This is a genomic window from Nitrosomonas sp. (genome assembly GCF_024282095.1).
Classification (GTDB): domain Bacteria; phylum Pseudomonadota; class Gammaproteobacteria; order Burkholderiales; family Nitrosomonadaceae; genus Nitrosomonas.
On the sequence record NZ_JAMWZS010000049.1, the window covers coordinates 1 to 17,677 of the forward strand.

21 protein-coding genes and 1 tRNA gene are annotated in these 17,677 nt (G+C 45.3%); 16 read left to right on the forward strand and 6 right to left on the reverse strand.

Annotated elements, in window-relative coordinates; all coding sequences use genetic code 11:
* Positions 1-237: 237 nt before the first annotated feature.
* Positions 238-561 carry a hypothetical protein gene (locus Q0K92_RS11685; protein ID WP_297325973.1) on the reverse strand — a complete coding sequence of 108 codons (324 nt, stop codon included), beginning with the start codon at positions 559-561 and terminating at the stop codon, positions 238-240.
* Positions 562-612: 51 nt separating this feature from the next.
* On the opposite strand from Q0K92_RS11685, the gene cysM reads away from it, so the two are divergent.
* From cysM to queC, 10 genes are all read left to right on the forward strand, one after another.
* A complete protein-coding gene (gene cysM / locus Q0K92_RS11690) occupies positions 613-1,500 on the forward strand; it encodes a cysteine synthase CysM (protein WP_297325974.1) in 888 nt (295 codons plus the stop codon).
* Between the two features lie 9 nt (positions 1,501-1,509).
* Entirely contained in the window at positions 1,510-1,920 is a 411-nt protein-coding gene (gene ybgC, locus Q0K92_RS11695; protein WP_297325975.1) for a tol-pal system-associated acyl-CoA thioesterase, read from the forward strand.
* Positions 1,917-2,597 carry a protein TolQ gene (tolQ, locus tag Q0K92_RS11700; protein WP_297325976.1) on the forward strand — a complete coding sequence of 227 codons (681 nt, stop codon included), beginning with the start codon at positions 1,917-1,919 and terminating at the stop codon, positions 2,595-2,597. The genes ybgC and tolQ overlap by 4 nt, the downstream gene beginning before the upstream one ends.
* A gap of 19 nt (positions 2,598-2,616) precedes the next feature.
* Entirely contained in the window at positions 2,617-3,030 is a 414-nt protein-coding gene (tolR, locus tag Q0K92_RS11705) for a protein TolR (RefSeq protein WP_297325977.1), read from the forward strand.
* Between the two features lie 10 nt (positions 3,031-3,040).
* The gene (tolA, locus tag Q0K92_RS11710; RefSeq protein ID WP_297325978.1) at positions 3,041-4,027 is read left to right on the forward strand and encodes a cell envelope integrity protein TolA; all 987 of its coding nucleotides are present in this window, start codon (positions 3,041-3,043) and stop codon (positions 4,025-4,027) included.
* Between the two features lie 47 nt (positions 4,028-4,074).
* On the forward strand, positions 4,075-5,373 hold the full coding sequence (gene tolB / locus Q0K92_RS11715; RefSeq protein WP_297325979.1) for a Tol-Pal system beta propeller repeat protein TolB: 1,299 nt from the start codon (positions 4,075-4,077) through the stop codon (positions 5,371-5,373).
* 31 nt (positions 5,374-5,404) lie between these two features.
* Complete coding sequence (gene pal, locus Q0K92_RS11720) at positions 5,405-5,926, forward strand: peptidoglycan-associated lipoprotein Pal (protein ID WP_297325980.1); 522 nt, start codon at positions 5,405-5,407, stop codon at positions 5,924-5,926.
* A 2-nt stretch (positions 5,927-5,928) separates the two neighbouring features.
* The gene (gene ybgF / locus Q0K92_RS11725) at positions 5,929-6,834 is read left to right on the forward strand and encodes a tol-pal system protein YbgF (RefSeq protein ID WP_297325981.1); all 906 of its coding nucleotides are present in this window, start codon (positions 5,929-5,931) and stop codon (positions 6,832-6,834) included.
* A gap of 91 nt (positions 6,835-6,925) precedes the next feature.
* The gene (gene queE / locus Q0K92_RS11730; protein WP_297325982.1) at positions 6,926-7,582 is read left to right on the forward strand and encodes a 7-carboxy-7-deazaguanine synthase QueE; all 657 of its coding nucleotides are present in this window, start codon (positions 6,926-6,928) and stop codon (positions 7,580-7,582) included.
* 37 nt (positions 7,583-7,619) lie between these two features.
* Positions 7,620-8,291, forward strand: coding sequence for a 7-cyano-7-deazaguanine synthase QueC (queC, locus tag Q0K92_RS11735; protein WP_297325983.1), 672 nt, complete (start codon positions 7,620-7,622; stop codon positions 8,289-8,291).
* Between the two features lie 127 nt (positions 8,292-8,418).
* Here queC and Q0K92_RS11740 read toward each other — a convergent pair whose 3' ends face one another.
* The 4 genes from Q0K92_RS11740 to Q0K92_RS11755 form a co-directional block, all read right to left on the reverse strand.
* The gene (locus Q0K92_RS11740) at positions 8,419-8,763 is read right to left on the reverse strand and encodes a hypothetical protein (protein WP_297325984.1); all 345 of its coding nucleotides are present in this window, start codon (positions 8,761-8,763) and stop codon (positions 8,419-8,421) included.
* 116 nt (positions 8,764-8,879) lie between these two features.
* Positions 8,880-9,653: a complement resistance protein TraT gene (locus Q0K92_RS11745; protein WP_297325985.1), complete on the reverse strand. Its 774-nt coding sequence runs from the start codon at positions 9,651-9,653 to the stop codon at positions 8,880-8,882.
* A 195-nt stretch (positions 9,654-9,848) separates the two neighbouring features.
* Complete coding sequence (locus tag Q0K92_RS11750; RefSeq protein ID WP_297325986.1) at positions 9,849-10,205, reverse strand: hypothetical protein; 357 nt, start codon at positions 10,203-10,205, stop codon at positions 9,849-9,851.
* Between the two features lie 148 nt (positions 10,206-10,353).
* Positions 10,354-10,713, reverse strand: coding sequence for a dihydroneopterin aldolase (locus tag Q0K92_RS11755; RefSeq protein ID WP_297325987.1), 360 nt, complete (start codon positions 10,711-10,713; stop codon positions 10,354-10,356).
* Positions 10,714-10,850: 137 nt separating this feature from the next.
* Here Q0K92_RS11755 and plsY point away from each other — a divergent pair, with 137 nt between their 5' ends.
* Complete coding sequence (gene plsY / locus Q0K92_RS11760; RefSeq protein ID WP_297325988.1) at positions 10,851-11,468, forward strand: glycerol-3-phosphate 1-O-acyltransferase PlsY; 618 nt, start codon at positions 10,851-10,853, stop codon at positions 11,466-11,468.
* On the opposite strand, the gene tsaD is transcribed toward plsY, so the two are convergent.
* Positions 11,465-12,496: a tRNA (adenosine(37)-N6)-threonylcarbamoyltransferase complex transferase subunit TsaD gene (gene tsaD, locus Q0K92_RS11765; protein WP_297325989.1), complete on the reverse strand. Its 1,032-nt coding sequence runs from the start codon at positions 12,494-12,496 to the stop codon at positions 11,465-11,467. The two genes, plsY and tsaD, sit on opposite strands and share 4 nt — an antisense overlap.
* 156 nt (positions 12,497-12,652) lie before the next feature.
* Here tsaD and rpsU point away from each other — a divergent pair, with 156 nt between their 5' ends.
* From rpsU to Q0K92_RS11790, 5 genes are all read left to right on the forward strand, one after another.
* A complete protein-coding gene (gene rpsU, locus Q0K92_RS11770; RefSeq protein ID WP_013648785.1) occupies positions 12,653-12,865 on the forward strand; it encodes a 30S ribosomal protein S21 in 213 nt (70 codons plus the stop codon).
* Between the two features lie 88 nt (positions 12,866-12,953).
* A complete protein-coding gene (locus Q0K92_RS11775; RefSeq protein WP_297325990.1) occupies positions 12,954-13,400 on the forward strand; it encodes a GatB/YqeY domain-containing protein in 447 nt (148 codons plus the stop codon).
* Positions 13,401-13,490: 90 nt separating this feature from the next.
* Positions 13,491-15,290, forward strand: a complete 1,800-nt coding sequence (dnaG, locus tag Q0K92_RS11780) for a DNA primase (protein WP_297325991.1) — start codon at positions 13,491-13,493, stop codon at positions 15,288-15,290.
* Between the two features lie 88 nt (positions 15,291-15,378).
* A complete protein-coding gene (gene rpoD / locus Q0K92_RS11785) occupies positions 15,379-17,577 on the forward strand; it encodes an RNA polymerase sigma factor RpoD (protein WP_297325992.1) in 2,199 nt (732 codons plus the stop codon).
* A gap of 23 nt (positions 17,578-17,600) precedes the next feature.
* Positions 17,601-17,677, forward strand: a tRNA-Ile gene (locus Q0K92_RS11790).

The following is a 17,677-nucleotide window of genomic DNA, read 5'->3' on the forward strand; positions in this document are numbered from 1 at the left end:
TTAATAAAATTTAGTTGCAAAATAAGCTAAATTAAAATGATTTTTTTTACAGCCTGTAATAGGAGGTATTTTTCAAAATGTGAGTAACTTTGTGAGTAACTTTTACTTCACAAATAACTGCGTGCCTTTGTATATTGAGTTGCATGTGATAGTTCGAATCCCATCCTCGCACGCATGTGCATTCCAGGTACATTCCTCCCTATACTTCTATGCAACATCTTGTGCAGAGTCATACTTCTAACTATGGGTAAGATTAAGTAGTCGATCCTGAAAAACCGCATCAATCGCTATCTTTGGATTAGCAGCTTCAAAAGGCGGCGTGTTAATAAAAAAAATTGAGCGATTTGATCTTTTTTCATCAAAGCATTTGCTAAGCCTGCAGTTTCCGCCACGGGAAAAAGAACCAAAAAATAGCCAGCTGTGGTTGCGGTTGAATCCGATAAAAGTGCTGAAGTTCCGGCTAAACAAGAATAGCTCCTGGTTATAGGAGATCTTCCTAAATAAAAGCCCTTCTGGAATTCTCTCAGAGGGGCTTTTATTTAGGCGGTCACAATGTTTCATGCAGGGTGCATATGTGATAATCTCAAGCGATCACTTATGAAGTTTTCATCCATGTATAAAACGATTGAAAGTTATGTTGGTAACACGCCCTTGGTAAAACTCAAGCATCTGCCTGGGACAACCAGCAATATCATTCTTGCCAAACTTGAGGGTAATAATCCTGCTGGTTCGGTAAAAGATCGGCCGGCATTGTCCATGATTTCTCATGCGCAGCAACGTGGAGAAATTAAACCGGGCGATACGCTGATTGAGGCAACCAGTGGCAATACCGGTATCGCGTTGGCGATGGCTGCTGCTATTATGGGGTATCGCATGGTGCTGATCATGCCGGAAAATCTGAGTGTAGAACGGCGACAGTCCATGCGCGCATACGGTGCAGAGCTAATTCTGACTCCCAAATCCGGCAGTATGGAGCAGGCGCGTGATGTGGCGGAGAAAATGCAGAGTGAAGGGAAAGGCATTATTCTTAATCAATTCGCTAATCCGGATAATCCATTGGCGCATTATGAAGGCACAGCGCCAGAAATCTGGCGCGATACCGATGGAAAAATTACTCATTTTGTCAGCAGCATGGGAACTACCGGAACGATCATGGGCTGCTCGAGATTTTTCAAAGAACAGCGACCGGCTATTAAGGTGATTGGTGTACAGCCGGAGGAAGGTTCACAAATTCCTGGCATTCGCAAATGGTCGCCTGCTTATTTGCCTAAAATCTATGATGCGCAACGAGTGGATGAATTATTATACGTTTCTCAAGGAGACGCTGAAGATTTAACGCGCCGTCTGGCAAGCGAAGAAGGGATTTTTGCAGGCATCTCATCGGGCGGTGCTTTGGCAGCGGCATTGCATGTGTCCGCGCAAGTTGACAATGCGGTGATTGTATTTATTGTGTGTGATCGCGGCGACCGTTATTTATCGACAGGCGTTTTTCCTGCTTAACGAAACAGCATGTTAATCAATAATTTTTCACTGCCTGTGCGTGTCTACTATCAAGATACGGATGCTGGCGGCGTGGTATATCATTCAACTTACCTTAATTTTATGGAGCGTGCGCGCTATGAGTGGCTCAGGGAATTAGGGTTTAATGTAAAATTACTAACTGAAATTCACAATGTGTTGTTCATGGTACGCTCGCTTGAGATCCAATACCTCAAGCCGGCGGTCCTTGATGATTTTTTGAATGTGACAGTGGTCGTTCAGGAGATGGGCAGAAGCCGCATTGCGCTATCTCAGGAAATTTTATGCAGCCATGTCAAATTAGTGAATGCCACGATCCATGTGGTGTGTGTCGGTGCAGAAACACTGAAGCCAGTCAGCATTCCTGCACCATTACGTGAGAGAATCGGGAAACCCGCATGAGTACAACAGTTACACAAGATATGTCATTTCTGCATCTGATCAGTAGTGCCAGTTTGTTGGTACAACTGGTGATGTTGATTTTAGTCATGATTTCGCTTTTATCATGGTGGTTTATTTTTCGTAAATTATTCGTTATTCGCAACGAGATAAAGAAGACTGATGATTTTGAGGATGTTTTCTGGCGTGGCGCCGATATGAATGCGCTTTATCAGCGCACGACAAATTCGCGCTATGACTCAGGCAGTATGGAACGCATCTTTGCTGCCGGTTTTAGTGAATTTAATAAGCATCCAGCAGGATCTGATCTTGAAGCGGTGATGGAAAGTACCCGTAGAGCCATGCGGGCAACCTATCAGCGGGAAATGGACTATCTGGAATCACACTTATCGTTTCTGGCCACAGTCGGGTCAGTCAGTCCTTATATTGGTTTGTTAGGTACTGTGTGGGGAATTATGAATTCTTTTCGCAGCTTATCCAGTGTCACACAAGCCACCATTGCACATGTCGCACCGGGTATTGCGGAAGCGTTGATTGCAACGGCGATGGGATTGTTCGCGGCAATTCCTGCCGTGGTTGCTTATAACCGCTATGCCAGCGGTACTGATCAACTGGCAACCCGGTTTGAGAGCTTTATGGAAGAACTATCCAATGTATTGCAACGGCGAGCAGCCGGATAATCACAACTGAGAGGATTGTATGGCGCGTCGTGCCAAGCATCGATTAATGAATGAAATCAATGTGGTGCCATACATTGATGTCATGCTGGTGTTGCTGATCATTTTTATGATTACAGCGCCGATGATTAACCATGGGCAGATTGAATTGCCACAGATTGGCAAATCATTGGCGACACCGGCTGCACCACTGGAAGTGATCATTAAAGCGGATGGCAGTTTGACCTTACGTGATCGCGCCAAATCATCGGTGGAACAGAAAGTGGATCGGAACCAGTTGATTGAGGCCATTAAGCAAAAACAGGCACAGAATACGGAACAGCCGGTGGTGATTGCGGCCGACAAAAATGTACGTTACGAGGAAGTGATCAAAGTGATGGACATTCTGCAGCAAAATCAAGTGCAGAAAGTAGGTTTGCTGGCTCAACAAAAATGAATGAGCTGTAATGAGTGTGAGCGTCTTACGCAATTTTCCCCATTCCGAACCGAGATCATTATTGGCGGGCGTGCTGGCGGTGCTGGTACATCTCGTTTTTATCGCGCTAATGATTTTTGGTTTGAATTGGAAAGATCATCCGCCAGAAGGCATGGTCGTAGATATATGGACAGAGTTGCCTAAACCTGTGCAGGAGCCGGTAAAAACTCAACCACCTCCGAAGCAACCTAAGCCCGTTCAGGAACCTGTCAAACCTAAGCCGGAACCAGAAACGGAACCACCTAAACCAGAGCCGCCCAAGCCAGAACCAGCTAAGTCGGAGCCACCCAAGCCCGCGCCGCAGAAAGTGGCTACGCCACCGATTAAGAAACCTGATATCGCGATGAAAGAGAAGCCTGAGCCCATTAAAGAGGCTAAGCCGGATGTGGAAGAACAAAAGAAAAAAGAGCAGGAGAAAATTAAAGAGCAGGAAAGATTGAAAGAGCTTGAAAAGCAAAAGGAGCTTGAAAAGAAAAAGGAATTAGAAAAACAGAAAGAACTGGAAAAACAAAAAGAACTCGAGAAGCAGAAAGAGCTGGAAAAACAAAAGGAATTGCAAAAGCAGAAAGAAAAAGAGCAAGCCGTACAGCGGCAGCGTGAACAAGAAGCAAAGGCACAGCGGGAAGCTGAAGCCAAACGCGCTGCTCAGCAAGCAGCGGCGAAAAATCAGATAACGAACGAGATTTCCAAATATAAGGCGATGATTCTTGCCAAAATCAGAAGCAGAATCGTCATGCCGCCTGATCTGCCAGGTAATCCGGTGGTTGAATTCAGTGTCACATTGCTTCCGGGAGGCGATATTCTGGATGTCAGATTAAGCAAGAGTAGCGGACATGCGGCTTTTGATAGCGCTGTCGAGCGTGCGATCTTTTTATCAAAACCATTGCCACTACCGCCTGATCCTGCTTTATTTAATGAGTTTCGTAACTTGAATATTACCGTGCATTATCGTGAATGATTGTTATAATCAGCGGGAATTTTTTGCTTTCTAACAACTTAATATTTATGTCAATTCATTGGTTCAAAACTATTCGTAGTACATTGATTCTGCTTTTATGGTGGATGAGTGCGCCTTTGCACGCGCAACTGAATATCGAAATTTTTGGTGGCGGCGCATCTCGCATACCCATCGCCATTGTTCCTTTTGCAGAAGAAAATAAACTTCATCAGGGCATCACGCCGGTGATCGGTGCTGATTTGCAACGTACTGGCTTGTTCAAATTGGTGGATTCCTCCGGATTATCTCCGCATGTACCGACAGATGTGGTATATGCGGATTGGGTCAATCGCGGCGCCAATGCGTTGGTCATTGGCCGTACGGTGGCGTTATCCGGTGATCAAGTGGAGATTCAATTCCGTTTGATGGATGTTGCGAAAAAATCGCAATTGACAGGTTTGTCGATTACTGTTCCTAAAACACAATTGCGTGCCGCCGCGCATCGCATTGCCGACGTTATTTATGAAGCATTGACCGGCGATGTGGGGGTGTTCAGTACGCGAATTGCCTATGTGCTGAAACGCGGCAATAAGTATGCACTGCAAGTTGCGGATGCAGATGGTTATAACGCACAATCCATCATTGAATACACGGAGCCGATTATTTCTCCGGCTTGGTCGCCGGATGGTAATCAACTGGCCTATGTTTCATTTGAAAACAAAAAACCGATTGTGTATGTACAAACATTATCAACGCGTGAGCGTAGAGCGGTTGCCAGCTTTAAAGGCAGTAACAGTGCACCGGCCTGGTCGCCTGATGGTAAAAAACTGGCTGTCGTATTAACCGGACAAGGCGGGTCGCAAATATTCCTGGTGAATGCAGATGGCAGTGGCTTACAGCGATTGAGCAGAAGTTCCGGAATTGATACCGAGCCAAATTTTTCTCCCGATGGCCGGTACATCCTATTTACATCTGATCGCGGCGGCAGCCCGCAAATTTATCGCATGGCAGTCACCAATACCGAAACCAGTAATGCTGAACGCCTCACTTTTGAGGGGAGTTACAATGTCAGCCCGGATTTTAGTCAGGATGGTAAAAGTTTCACGTTTATCCATCGCAACGATAGTCAATTTAACGTAGCCGTTCAAGAAATCGGTTCGCGCCAGGTACAAATACTGACCAATTCCAAATTTGATGAATCTCCCAGTTTCGCGCCCAATGGCAAGATGATCTTGTATGCGACTGAGATTGACGGGCATGGTATATTATCCGCTGTTTCAAGGGATGGGCAAACCAGGCAACATCTTTCAGTACAAACAGGTGATATCAGAGAGCCGGCATGGGGGCCTCTGCCTAAGTGGAAATAACGCAAGTTTTTTAATTACGAGGAGTGAATAAATGAGGAAATTAGCAGGTATTGCATTAATTGTTTTGTTATCAGCGTGCGCCAGCCAAACAACCCAGCCTGAGGTTGATGATCTGACCGCAGGTGGAGCCGGTAGCGGTTCGGGCGGCAGTGATCTGATGGGTTCCGGTTCCGGCAGACCGAGCTATTTTAGTCAACTGCAAGACCCTAACAGCATTCTGTCAAAACGTAGCGTTTTTTATGACTATGATAGCTATACCGTTAAAAGTGAATACCGGGAATTAGTGCTGTCGCATGCTCGGTTCTTACGTGACAATGCCAGTGCCAGTGTGATTCTGCAGGGCAATACCGATGATCGTGGCAGCCGTGAATACAATCTTGCGTTGGGACAACGTCGTGCGGATAGCGTAAAAAATATGATGACATTAGCAGGTGCTCGCGATGAGCAGATTGAATCGGTGAGTTTGGGCGAAGAAAAGCCACGCGCATTGGGGCATGGCGAATCAGCCTGGAGTCAGAACCGCCGTACAGATATTCTTTATCGAGGTGAGTAAACATGCTGATACGCGCTTTCCTACTATTGCTATTAATGAGTGGTAATGCCGGTCATGCGGCATTGTTTGGCGATGATGAGGCACGCGAACAAATTAGTGCCTTACGTAAACAAGTCAGTGAAATGGAAGCGCGTATTGCCAAAATGGAGCAAGCGTTGAATAGCCAGGCGCTGCTTGAACTGTATGCGAAGGTTGAAACGCTCGGGCTTGAGTTGGGTAAGTTAAACGGGCAAGTAGAAATGCTGAGTAACGATAATTCGTTGCTACAAAAGCGGCAGCGGGATTTCTATATTGATTTGGACAACCGCTTGCGCGAGATTGAGCAACCTAATAAGCGAACTCCTTCATCTCATCCCAGCCCGAAAAGCTCACCGCAGAGCATGGTAACACCGCCACCCAATGACTCGGTAGTAGTGCCTTCTTCACCAGCGGCGGCTGCAGCAATGCCGGAGCCTGCAGCAACTGAAGAAACAGTTGCTGTGGCACAACCTGATTCAGGAACATTGTCGTCCAATGAATTGACGCCGCCCGGCCCGGTAGAAAATAATGCCTATAAAGAAGCCTTTAATTTATTTAAAAATGGCGATTATGCAAGTGCCATCGCTCAATTTGAGAATTTCTTAGAGAGCTATCCGCAATCGAGTTTGGCGCCTGGGGCTGCCTATTGGATTGGTAATGCACGCTACGCGCTACGTGATTATCAATTGGCCATTGATGCACAGAAGCGATTGATTAATAAGTATCCGGATAGCCTAAAAGCACCGGATGCTTTTCTGAATATGGCCAGTAGTCAGTATGAAATGGGCGATAGTAAGGCGAGTAAGCACACGTTAGAAGATTTAGTAGCGAAATATCCGAGCAGTGACGCCGCAAAAAAAGCCAAGCAGCGTTTGGCCAATTTCAAATAAATTCATATTTAAATAAATAGCGCCACGCTATTTGTTACATTGCAACCCGCAAGCAATGCGGATAATTTCTTTCCCCAGGTAGTCAATCATTGTGCAAACACTAGAAACGACAACTTTGCGTATCAGTGAGATTTTCTTTTCCTTACAAGGGGAGACAAGTCGCGTCGGCTTACCAACGGTTTTTGTACGTTTGACGGGATGTCCTTTGCGGTGCGGCTATTGTGATACGGCCTATGCTTTTACCGGCGGCGACAATATATCGATATCAGAAATCCTGAATCAAGTCGCGCATTATAAAACCCATTATGTGACAGTGACAGGCGGCGAGCCTTTGGCACAGAAAGCATGCTTATCATTATTAACCGCGTTGTGCGATGCGCAGTATTCAGTATCACTGGAAACCAGCGGCGCACTGGAGTTATCCGGTGTGGATACACGGGTGTGTAAAGTGATGGATATCAAAACGCCCGGCTCGGGAGAAATGACTAAAAATAACTGGTCCAATCTTGCTTATCTGACTCAACAGGATGAGATTAAATTTGTACTTTGTGATGAAGCGGATTATCAATGGGCTTGTGAAATCATTCACAACAAGCAATTACAGCAAATATGTCCTATCTTATTTTCACCTGTTCATGGCAAGCTTGACCCGGCGATATTGGCGGCCTGGATTTTGCGTGACAAATTATCTGTGAGAATGCAGATTCAGCTGCATAAATTACTGTGGGGAGAGGGGCCGGGGCGTTAATGCTTGCTGTGCTCCAATCGGTCAGGGCGGTCAGTGTATGAAAAAAGCGATTGTATTGTTATCGGGTGGACTGGATTCTGCAACGGTATTGGCTATTGCACGGAACCAAGCATTTCAGTGCCATGCCCTGAGTGTCGATTATGGTCAGCGGCACCGGTCAGAATTAACGGCTGCGCAAAATGTTGCGCGGTCTTTGGGTGCTCATGCCCATCAAACTATCCGGCTGGATATGACAGTGTTTGGTGGATCCGCACTCACCGATCAATCGCTCGAAGTGCCGGTCTCGGGAGAAAATATCGGCATTCCCATTACCTATGTGCCTGCCAGAAATACCATTATGCTGTCGCTGGCACTGGCATGGGCAGAAACACTGGACTGTCAGGATATTTTTATCGGCGTGAATGCGGTTGACTACTCCGGTTATCCCGATTGTCGCCTGCAATATATTCAAGCCTTTGAGAAGATGGCGAATCTGGCAACCAAAGCAGCCGTTGAGGGTAAGAAAATAACCATTCATGCGCCGCTCATGCATTTATCAAAGCAGGAGATTATCCAAGCAGGGCTTGCACTTGGCATTGATTACGGATTGACTATTTCCTGTTATCAGGCGGATGAACTGGGGCAAGCTTGCGGCATTTGTGATTCCTGCCGTATTCGGCGTGCCGGGTTTGAGGCAATGGGGATAGCCGATCCTGCGCGCTATCAGTGAACATAAGACAGGCTCAAAATACGCATTGATTACGCGTCAACTGCGCGCTTTCCCGCCTGTTTTTGCCTTGCATCGGTTGTCGGCGGAAACGTTTTTCAGCGGCCTGTTAAACGCTATTATCTGAGTCTTATTTTTTCTGGGTATTCTTTTCACTGTTTCCCTGCCGCATTTTTTTATCGAGCTTATCCATTTGCTCGGGTGTTAGCACTGCTTGCAGACTTGCCCGTGTTTCTTCTTGAATCGATTGCAATTGTTTCTTTTCCTCATTGAAAACAGCTTCAACTTTCTTTTTTTCGTTGTTGAGAATGGCTTCGACTTTGGATTGCTGGGTTTCATTGAGTCCAAGTTCTTTAGTCATGCGATTGATGACAGCGCGACTGTCGGCAGCTTGGTTGCTTTTCTGAGCTTGCACGACAGAAGCAGCAAACAATACAACCAGTGCCAGCACGATTGACGTTGTTTTTCTTTGCATCATGGTCTCCTACGTATTTTGTTAATGGTGTGTTTGCAGATGAAGAAGTTATTTTGCTTCCTCCAGTTGCGATTGCTGGCTACTGGAGGAATGGTGTCATGAACCAATGAGTTATTTTAGAAGAGTCCGGAAATGGAACGCGCGAGTCCATTGGTAAGTTCAACCGCGGCTTCTTCGTATTGCAAATTTGCTTTGTTGGCTGTACTGACAACGCGAGTACGAAATTTATTCATTTCGCTGACTTTGGTGGAAGACTGTCTTCTTGCACCACCCACGCCTTGTTTTGCATCTTGCTGTCTGTCCTCGCGAACAATCACGCCTTTCTCAGCGCGTTCTGCTATTTCAACGTCGGTAATGGCCATATACGTAACATCTTTTACAGCAGCGTCTGCAATGGTGCCTACGAGACCAAAAGCAGCAGCACCGGCTAATCCACCGATACCTGCCCCGCTCCAACCATCTATAGCCGCACCCGTAGCTGTTCCTACCGCCGCGCCCAATGCGGCACCTCCCATGCCGCCATAGCCCGCTCTTAAGGCAGCTTCTGCGGCGGTAGGGCTGGCTTTATCGACACTCAGAACATTAACTTGCAGCCAGTAATGGGCTTCTTTGGGGTTGTTGGTGATGCGGTAACCTCTGCCTTCAAGTGCTCTGGCAACTGTGCCTGTAATATCAAAATTGGTTTTATCGGAGGTGTTGCGGATATTCATATAAATGGTTTTCTGGCTCGGTTCAACGGGATCCAGAAAAATGGAGTCACTCATTTTGGTTTGAACATCCAGATCTTTCTTTGCGATGGATGTATGAACTGCAGCACATCCACTTAAGATCAAAGAAAATATCATAATTCCCGCCAGTATCCAGGTGCTCTTATTGATGGAATACCCCATTGCATCCCCCCTTTTATGTTATAAAATTAAATGAAAAAGTTTAAAGTTCTTGAATAATCAAATATACAGTCAATGAATTCGATCCACAAATTCACTGACTGTTTTTAACACCGCAGCGGCAACGCAGATAGCTTCTCAACGGTCTGTTAAATGGTTTGAACCACAACGATATGCCGTTCACTCTGATTTGGAAAATTACCAACCGGAATAATAGGGCGTGTAATTATTTGCGCCATAAAGACCACCATAATACGGACGTGCGTAGCCTCCTAAATAACTTCCATAGCCAATGTTTTGTCCTAAAACACACCCCAAACCAAAACAGCCTGGTGCATAGACTTGCGTCCTGGTCGGTGTGCCTCTTTGCGTAGCTTCTTTAAGGGCAGATGTTAATGCCGCATCACTAGGGACACTGAAGCGCTTGTTGATAGTTTCCGCATTGAATCGTTTTTGAATTTCACTGATATCCTGCTCTTCTGCCAGCACCGCGCTATTCATGAAAAATGCCACTAAGCTGCAGCAAATGATAGGGTTGATTCGTAGTGTTTGCATTGCACACCTCCTGAATTCAGATGAGTGAAATAATATTATCAAGTATGGAGTTAGCCGTCGCAAATTTTTTAAATCGAATCGTGTGAAAAAGATTGCTAACTATCCGAAATGGACTGTGACCAACTCGATTAGTTCTTTTATAACATGTTCATGTGATCACAGATGTCCGTTCAATGCATACGCCCAGTTTTTTAACCCCACGTATAATCCCGAGTTTTGCAATGCTGACTTTGATCCACGGTGCTCGAAATTCTTTTAGGATGGTTTGTGCGATGTGCTCAGCCAATGCTTCCAGTAAAGAAAAGTGTTGTTCTGCCAGAATCTTGTTAATTCTTTCGATGATCAAGGCATAATCCAGCGCGTCTTCAATGCGATCCGATTGGCATGCCCGGCTGGTTGGGAGTGCGATCTCCAGATCTAATTGAATGGTTTGGGGGACTTTGCGTTCCCATGGGTAAATTCCAATTAAGGTTTTTGCTTTGAAATCGTGCAGAAAGATAATATCCATCGGTGATTAAGCGCTAAAATGAGCAAGCTGCTGCCGGAATTAAAAAAGCACTGAGCCAATGTTTCTTTAATGGGCGTTTTGCTGATGTGAAATATCCGGGATTCTATTCTATTTTGTTTGGGTGGTGCTAATTACACATGACAATATTGTTGTTTGCTTTGTCGGCTTATTTATTGGGATCTGTTTCTTTCGCTGTGGTATCCAGTTGGATTTTTAAATTGCCGGATCCGCGTACATACGGTTCTAAGAATCCGGGAGCAACCAATGTCTTGCGTAGTGGTAAGAAAGCTGCGGCTGTTTTGACATTGGTGGGCGATGCCGGTAAAGGCTGGCTTGCGGTGGTTTTGGCGCAATATTATGCCCCGATTGGGGGATTGGGTAATGAAGGGATTGCTGTGGTTGCACTGGCAGTATTTCTTGGGCATGTTTTCCCAGTATTTCTGCGTTTTCAGGGCGGCAAAGGCGTTGCAACTGCGGTGGGTGTGTTGCTGGGTTTAAATCCGTGGGTTGGTTTGATGGCGATAGTGACTTGGTTGTTGGTTGCGTTGATTTGGCGCATATCATCTTTGTCGGCTTTGGTTGCGGCAGTACTTGCGCCGCTTTATACCGTGAGCATGCTGGGTTTTGAAGAGAGTACGCTGGCGGTTTTGTGCATGTCATTGGTGTTGGTGTGGCGCCATCAATCGAACATTGTTAATTTGCTGGCTGGCAAAGAAGGGCGCATTGGCGAAAAGAAATCCTCGGCTCCTGATTAGTCGTTCGATGCTTCAAGCGTCTCCAGATTCCAGCGCGCCTTGACGGTGAAGCTGTTTGCAGGTTGCCGGATTTTATGAGGCGTGGCCTGCAATCGCATTGCGCCGGCAAAGGCGATCATGGCGCCGTTATCGGTGCAGAATTCAAGTTCCGGATAGAAAACGGTTGCTCCGTTTGAAGCTGCCTTGTTGCTGAGATTCTGGCGTAATTGTGCATTGGCGCCTACGCCACCAGCGACGACCAGTTGTGTGAGGCCGGTCTGTGATAGCGCCGACAAAGATTTTTGTGTTAATACTTCCACAATAGCCTGCTGAAAAGCCAAAGCAATGTCCGCACGGGTTTGTTGTGTGATTTCCTGCTTGTTAATCAAAGTAAGCACCGCAGTTTTCAGGCCGCTGAAACTAAAGTTGAGATCCCCGCTATTGAGCATTGGTCGCGGAAGTTTGAAGCGATCTGGCTGACCTTGCTGTGCAAGTTTTGATAAGGCCGCGCCGCCTGGATAACCCAATCCCAATAATTTTGCTGTTTTATCAAAAGCTTCGCCTGCTGCATCATCAACTGTTTCGCCTAACAGCGTGTATTGACCTACACCATCGACTTGCATCAGCTGTGTATGGCCTCCGGATACCAGCAATGCAATGAACGGGAAGCTTGGTGCTGGCGTGGATAATAACGGTGATAATAGGTGGCCTTCCAGGTGATGGATACCGAGTGCAGGAATGTTTAACGCAAAACTCATTGCGGCGCCAATACTGGCGCCAACCAAGAGCGCGCCAGCCAATCCGGGCCCCTGTGTATAAGTAATGGCGTCGATTTCGTGTAATTGACATTGCGCTGTGCGTAAAGCTTGCTTGATCAATGGGAGAACACGTCGAATGTGATCGCGCGATGCCAGTTCCGGCACCACACCGCCATATTCACTATGCATTGCTATTTGTGAATAGAGTGTGTGACTGAGTAAACCTCGCGTTGTGTCGAAAAGTGCGATTCCTGTTTCATCACAAGAGGTTTCAATACCTAGAACAAGCATGAGGGAAAATAGGAGAGAAGATTTGTTCTTTTATAACAGAATTCTTGGTGTTATAATCAAAAACTTTTGTTACGCCTTGATAATTTGTCGTTCCGGCGCGAAAAAAGAAGACATTATATATTAACACTAACCAACAACCGAGGATTTTGCATATTTATGACGACTATTAAAGTTAAGGAAAATGAGCCATTTGAAGTTGCTATGCGACGTTTCAAGCGATCCATAGAAAAAACAGGGATACTGACAGAGTTGCGTGCGCGTGAGTTTTATGAAAAGCCAACGGCAGAACGTAAACGTAAACTGGCAGCGGCTGTTAAGCGCAATTACAAACGGTTGCGTAGTCAATTGCTACCTCCTAAACTTTATTAGATCATAACTATTTACATGAAAGTAACTGGATGCTTCTGTCTTTTGAGTATCATGTGAAAGCCTAATGGTTGCGTTGGAAACTGCTACTATGAGTTTGAAACAGAAAATTACTGATGATATGAAGGCTGCTATGCGCTCGGGTGACACTAAACAGCGCGATACGATCCGTCTGTTGCAGGCTGCTATCAAGCAGCGTGAAGTGGATGAGCGCATAGTACTTGATGATGCAGCGGTAATTGCGGTGATCGAAAAAATGCTCAAACAGCGTAGAGATTCTATTGCACAATATGAGGCTGCGCTGCGTAACGATTTGGCTGATAAGGAAAAAGACGAAGTTGCTATTTTAAGTGCTTATATGCCGCAAGCACTGAGTGACGTTGAGATAGATGCTTTGATTGCTGAAGCAATTTCAGCGACAGAGGCAAAAGGCATGCAGGATATGGGTAAGGTGATGGCTTTGTTGAAGCCGAAGCTTGCCGGGCGTGCTGATATGGCAAAAGTATCAACACTGATTAAAGAAAAAATATCAGCCTGAGATTGCGCTTTTCTCAGGAGTTGCTGGTCTTTAAAGAAACTGTAATTTCTTTATAATTGATTGCCGGGCACTATTGATAGTTTTCTATAGATGATTCCTCAGCCTTTTATTCATGATTTACTCAGTCGTGTAGATATCGTTGATGCGATTGATCGTCATGTTCCGCTTAAAAAAGCAGGTGCTAATTTTGTAGCCTGCTGCCCGTTCCACAGTGAAAAAACTCCCTCGTTTACGGTCAGCCAAACCAAGCAGTTTTATCATTGCTTTGGTTGTGGGGCACATGGTAATGCGATCAGTTTTTTGATCGATTATAGTGGTTTGAGTTTTGTTGAGGCGGTGCGTGACTTGGCCGCCTATGCAGGCATGCAAGTACCGGTGCAGCAAGTCGATACAATTTCCAAACAAATTGGTGCAAATGATTTGTCACAGTATCGGATAGAGGGCGACAGTAGTCATAATTCAGAGGTATCACCACAGGATTTAATTGATGTGATGCAGGTTGCCACTCAGTTTTATCGAGAGCAACTGAAAGTTTCAGAAAAAGCGATTGCCTATCTCAAAAAACGTGGATTGTCCGGTAAAACAGCAGCGCGGTTTGCCATGGGTTATGCGCCTGCGGGTTGGCAAAACCTTGAAGCGGTTTTTCCTGATTATCAATCTGAAGAAACCCGGAGATTATTAGTAAAGGCAGGGCTGGTCATCGTTAATGATGAAGCCAGGCAATATGATCGATTCAGAGACCGCATCATGTTTCCGATTCTTAATCAAAAAGGCCAGATTGTTGGTTTCGGCGGCAGAGTATTGGAACAGGAAGAGCCGAAATATTTGAATTCTCCAGAAACAATTTTATTTGAGAAAGGCCGGGAATTATATAATTTCTTCTCCGCCCGTCGTGCCATTCGTGAAGCGAATTGTGTGGTTGTGGTCGAAGGTTATATGGATGTGATCGCCCTCTCGCAACATGGGATTGATTATGCCGTGGCTGCTTTAGGCACAGCGACGACCAGTTTCCACATTCAAAAACTTTTGCGTCAGACTGATCGCATTATTTTCTGTTTTGATGGCGATAAAGCAGGTAGAAAGGCAGCATGGCGTGCGCTTGAGAATAGTCTGGCACTCATTTCGGATGGTAAATATTTAAGTTTTCTGTTTTTGCCTGAAGGAGAGGATCCTGACAGTTATGTGTGTCACTATGGAAAGGAATCTTTTGAACGGCAACTCAAACAAGCAATACCCTTGTCTGAGTTTTTATTCAAGGAATTATGCTCAGGAATAAATCTTCAAACCGGTGAAGGTCGTGCTAAATTGGTGAATGATGCAAAACCTTTGCTGCAGCAAGTGAAGGCATCGGCACTGTCATTGATACTTTTAAATCGCTTGGTTGAATTGAGTGGGATTAGTCGGGATGAATTGGAAGATTTGTTGCAAGTGAAACGTATATCGGCGGCTCGCAAGATAGGCAATGTACCAAGAAAACAGCAGATTACGCTCTATCATCGGTTAATTCGGATGCTGTTGTACAGTCCGGATTATATCGCTAAACTGGATAGAAATTTGCTTGTCGAATGCAGTGAAAACACCGAAGAATTTGCTGCACTAAAAACGCTGGTTGATTTTTTGAATACACATGCGCATTTGGCTGAGAGTAAATCAACTCCTTCGGTGCTGACTTACTTGCAAGATAGCCCATATAGAACGCTACTGGAGAGTATTGAAAGTGAGACCCTGGAATGGGGTGATCCGGACGATATAGAGATGGAATTTTTGGATACCTTAAAGAAATTGCAACAAATACAAAATAAGAAGCGTATGACTGAGCTACACAGCAAATCTTTGGATAAGTTAACCGATGAAGAAAAACGGGAATTGCAACGGTTAGCCATGTTATGAAGTGAATTACTGAGTGTCAGTAGTGTCGAATTTTGATATAATCTGGCGCTTTCAGCTTTTAATTTATCCATATTAATTGGAATACAATATGCCAAGAACAAAAGTGGTCAAGTCAAAAGATACTGAAGTTATCAAGAAAGAGAAAGTAGCAGCTAAAAAAATAAAAAATACCGATAAAGAAATGGTGGAAAAAGAGGCACCCAACCAGTTAGCAGCTAAAACTGAAAAACAAGTCAAAACATCTCCTAAAGCAATTGACAGCAGCATTGATGAGATAGCGCAAGCAGTATTGGATACTAATGATATAGAGTCCGGTAACGGTAAGAAGACCCGGGGCAGAACGCCAAAAAAAATAAAAGCAGCTTCTGATCAATTGGATGAGCTGGCGCCTATTTCTGTCGGCCAGAATAGTGCAGCGTTGCCGCAAGATATTGAGGCACGTCGCATGCGCCTGAAAATACTGATCGGGTTAGGTAAGGAACGCGGTTATCTGACTTATGCCGAAATCAACGATCATTTGCCCGATGATATGTTGGATGCGGAACAGATAGAAGGCATCATCAGCATGATCAATGATATGGGCATATCGGTGCATGATGAAGCGCCGGATGCTGAAACATTGTTGATGTCGGATGCTGCAACAACCGTCGCCGACGAGGATGTGGCGGAGGAGGCTGAAGCTGCGCTTTCTACGGTAGACTCTGAGTTTGGCCGTACGACGGATCCTGTGCGTATGTATATGCGTGAAATGGGTTCAGTAGGGTTACTGACGCGTGAAAGTGAAATTGAGATTGCAAAACGCATCGAAGGTGGTCTGCGTCATATGATTCAAGCGATTTCAGCTTGTCCGCCGATTATTGCGGGAATTGTCGGTCTGGCAACCGAAATTGAGAAAGACAGTCTGCGTATTGATGAAGTTGTAGATGGATTGTTAGATGCCAATGCACAAGACATCATGAACGAAGAGTTTTCCGAAGAATCATTGGAACAAGAGTTGGAAGCCGGTGATCTCGATGACGAAGATGAAGACGAAGATGGAGACGCCGCAGTTGCCAGTGCAAATTTGTTGAAGCTAAAAGCTGATGCGCTGGAACGTTTTGCGGTTATTCGTGAGATTTATAATGAGATGCAAGCGCTGCTCGAAAAAGAAGGGCCTTATCACTCCGGATATATTGAGTTACAGGATAAAATCTCATCTGAGTTGATGGCTATTCGTTTCTCGGCAAAAATGGTCGAGAAGCTTTGTGATACGCAACGTGAATTAGTTGGTGATGTCCGCAACTATGAACGTAAGATAATGGATTTGTGTGTATCCAAAGCGAAGATGCCAAGAAATCATTTTATCAAGACATTTCCTGGGAATGAAACAAACCTTGAGTGGGTAGCGCAAGAAATCCAAGCAGGTAAACCCTATAGTCAGGCGCTAGAACACTATAAGCCTGCAATTATGGAAGAGCAACAGAATTTACTGGCACTGAAAGATAAGATTGGCATTCCTATTAAGGATCTGAAAGAGATCAATCGCAAGATGTCGACGGGTGAAGCTAAAGCACGTCGTGCTAAGCGCGAAATGACGGAGGCAAACTTACGTCTGGTGATTTCGATTGCTAAAAAATATACCAACCGTGGATTGCAGTTCCTGGATCTGATTCAAGAAGGCAATATTGGTTTAATGAAAGCGGTCGATAAATTTGAATATCGGCGCGGCTATAAGTTTTCAACCTATGCAACATGGTGGATACGTCAAGCAATTACTCGATCGATTGCCGATCAGGCGCGCACTATCCGAATTCCAGTGCATATGATTGAAACGATCAATAAAATGAATCGTATCTCACGCCAGATTCTGCAGGAAACCGGACAAGAACCAGAACCAGCGGTTCTGGCACAGAAAATGGAAATGCCCGAAGAAAAAATTCGTAAAATTCTTAAAATTTCCAAAGAACCCATTTCTATGGAAACGCCAATTGGTGATGATGAAGATTCCCATTTGGGTGATTTTATCGAAGATGCAGCAACCATGGCACCCGCCGATGCGGCAGTCTATGCTAGCTTAAGGGGAGTTACAAAGGATATACTGGACTCATTAACACCGCGTGAAGCCAAAGTGCTGCGCATGCGTTTCGGAATTGAAATGAATACTGATCATACGCTGGAAGAAGTAGGAAAGCAGTTTGATGTCACGCGTGAACGTATCCGGCAGATTGAAGCCAAAGCACTACGTAAACTGCGCCATCCGGCACGTTCCGAGCGTTTGCGGAGTTTCTTGGATACGGGGAATAATTGATTTAGCTTAAAATAATAATATAGGGGTCTGTAGCTCAGTTGGTTAGAGCAGGGGACTCATAATCCCTTGGTCGCTGGTTCGAGTCCAGCCAGACCCACCA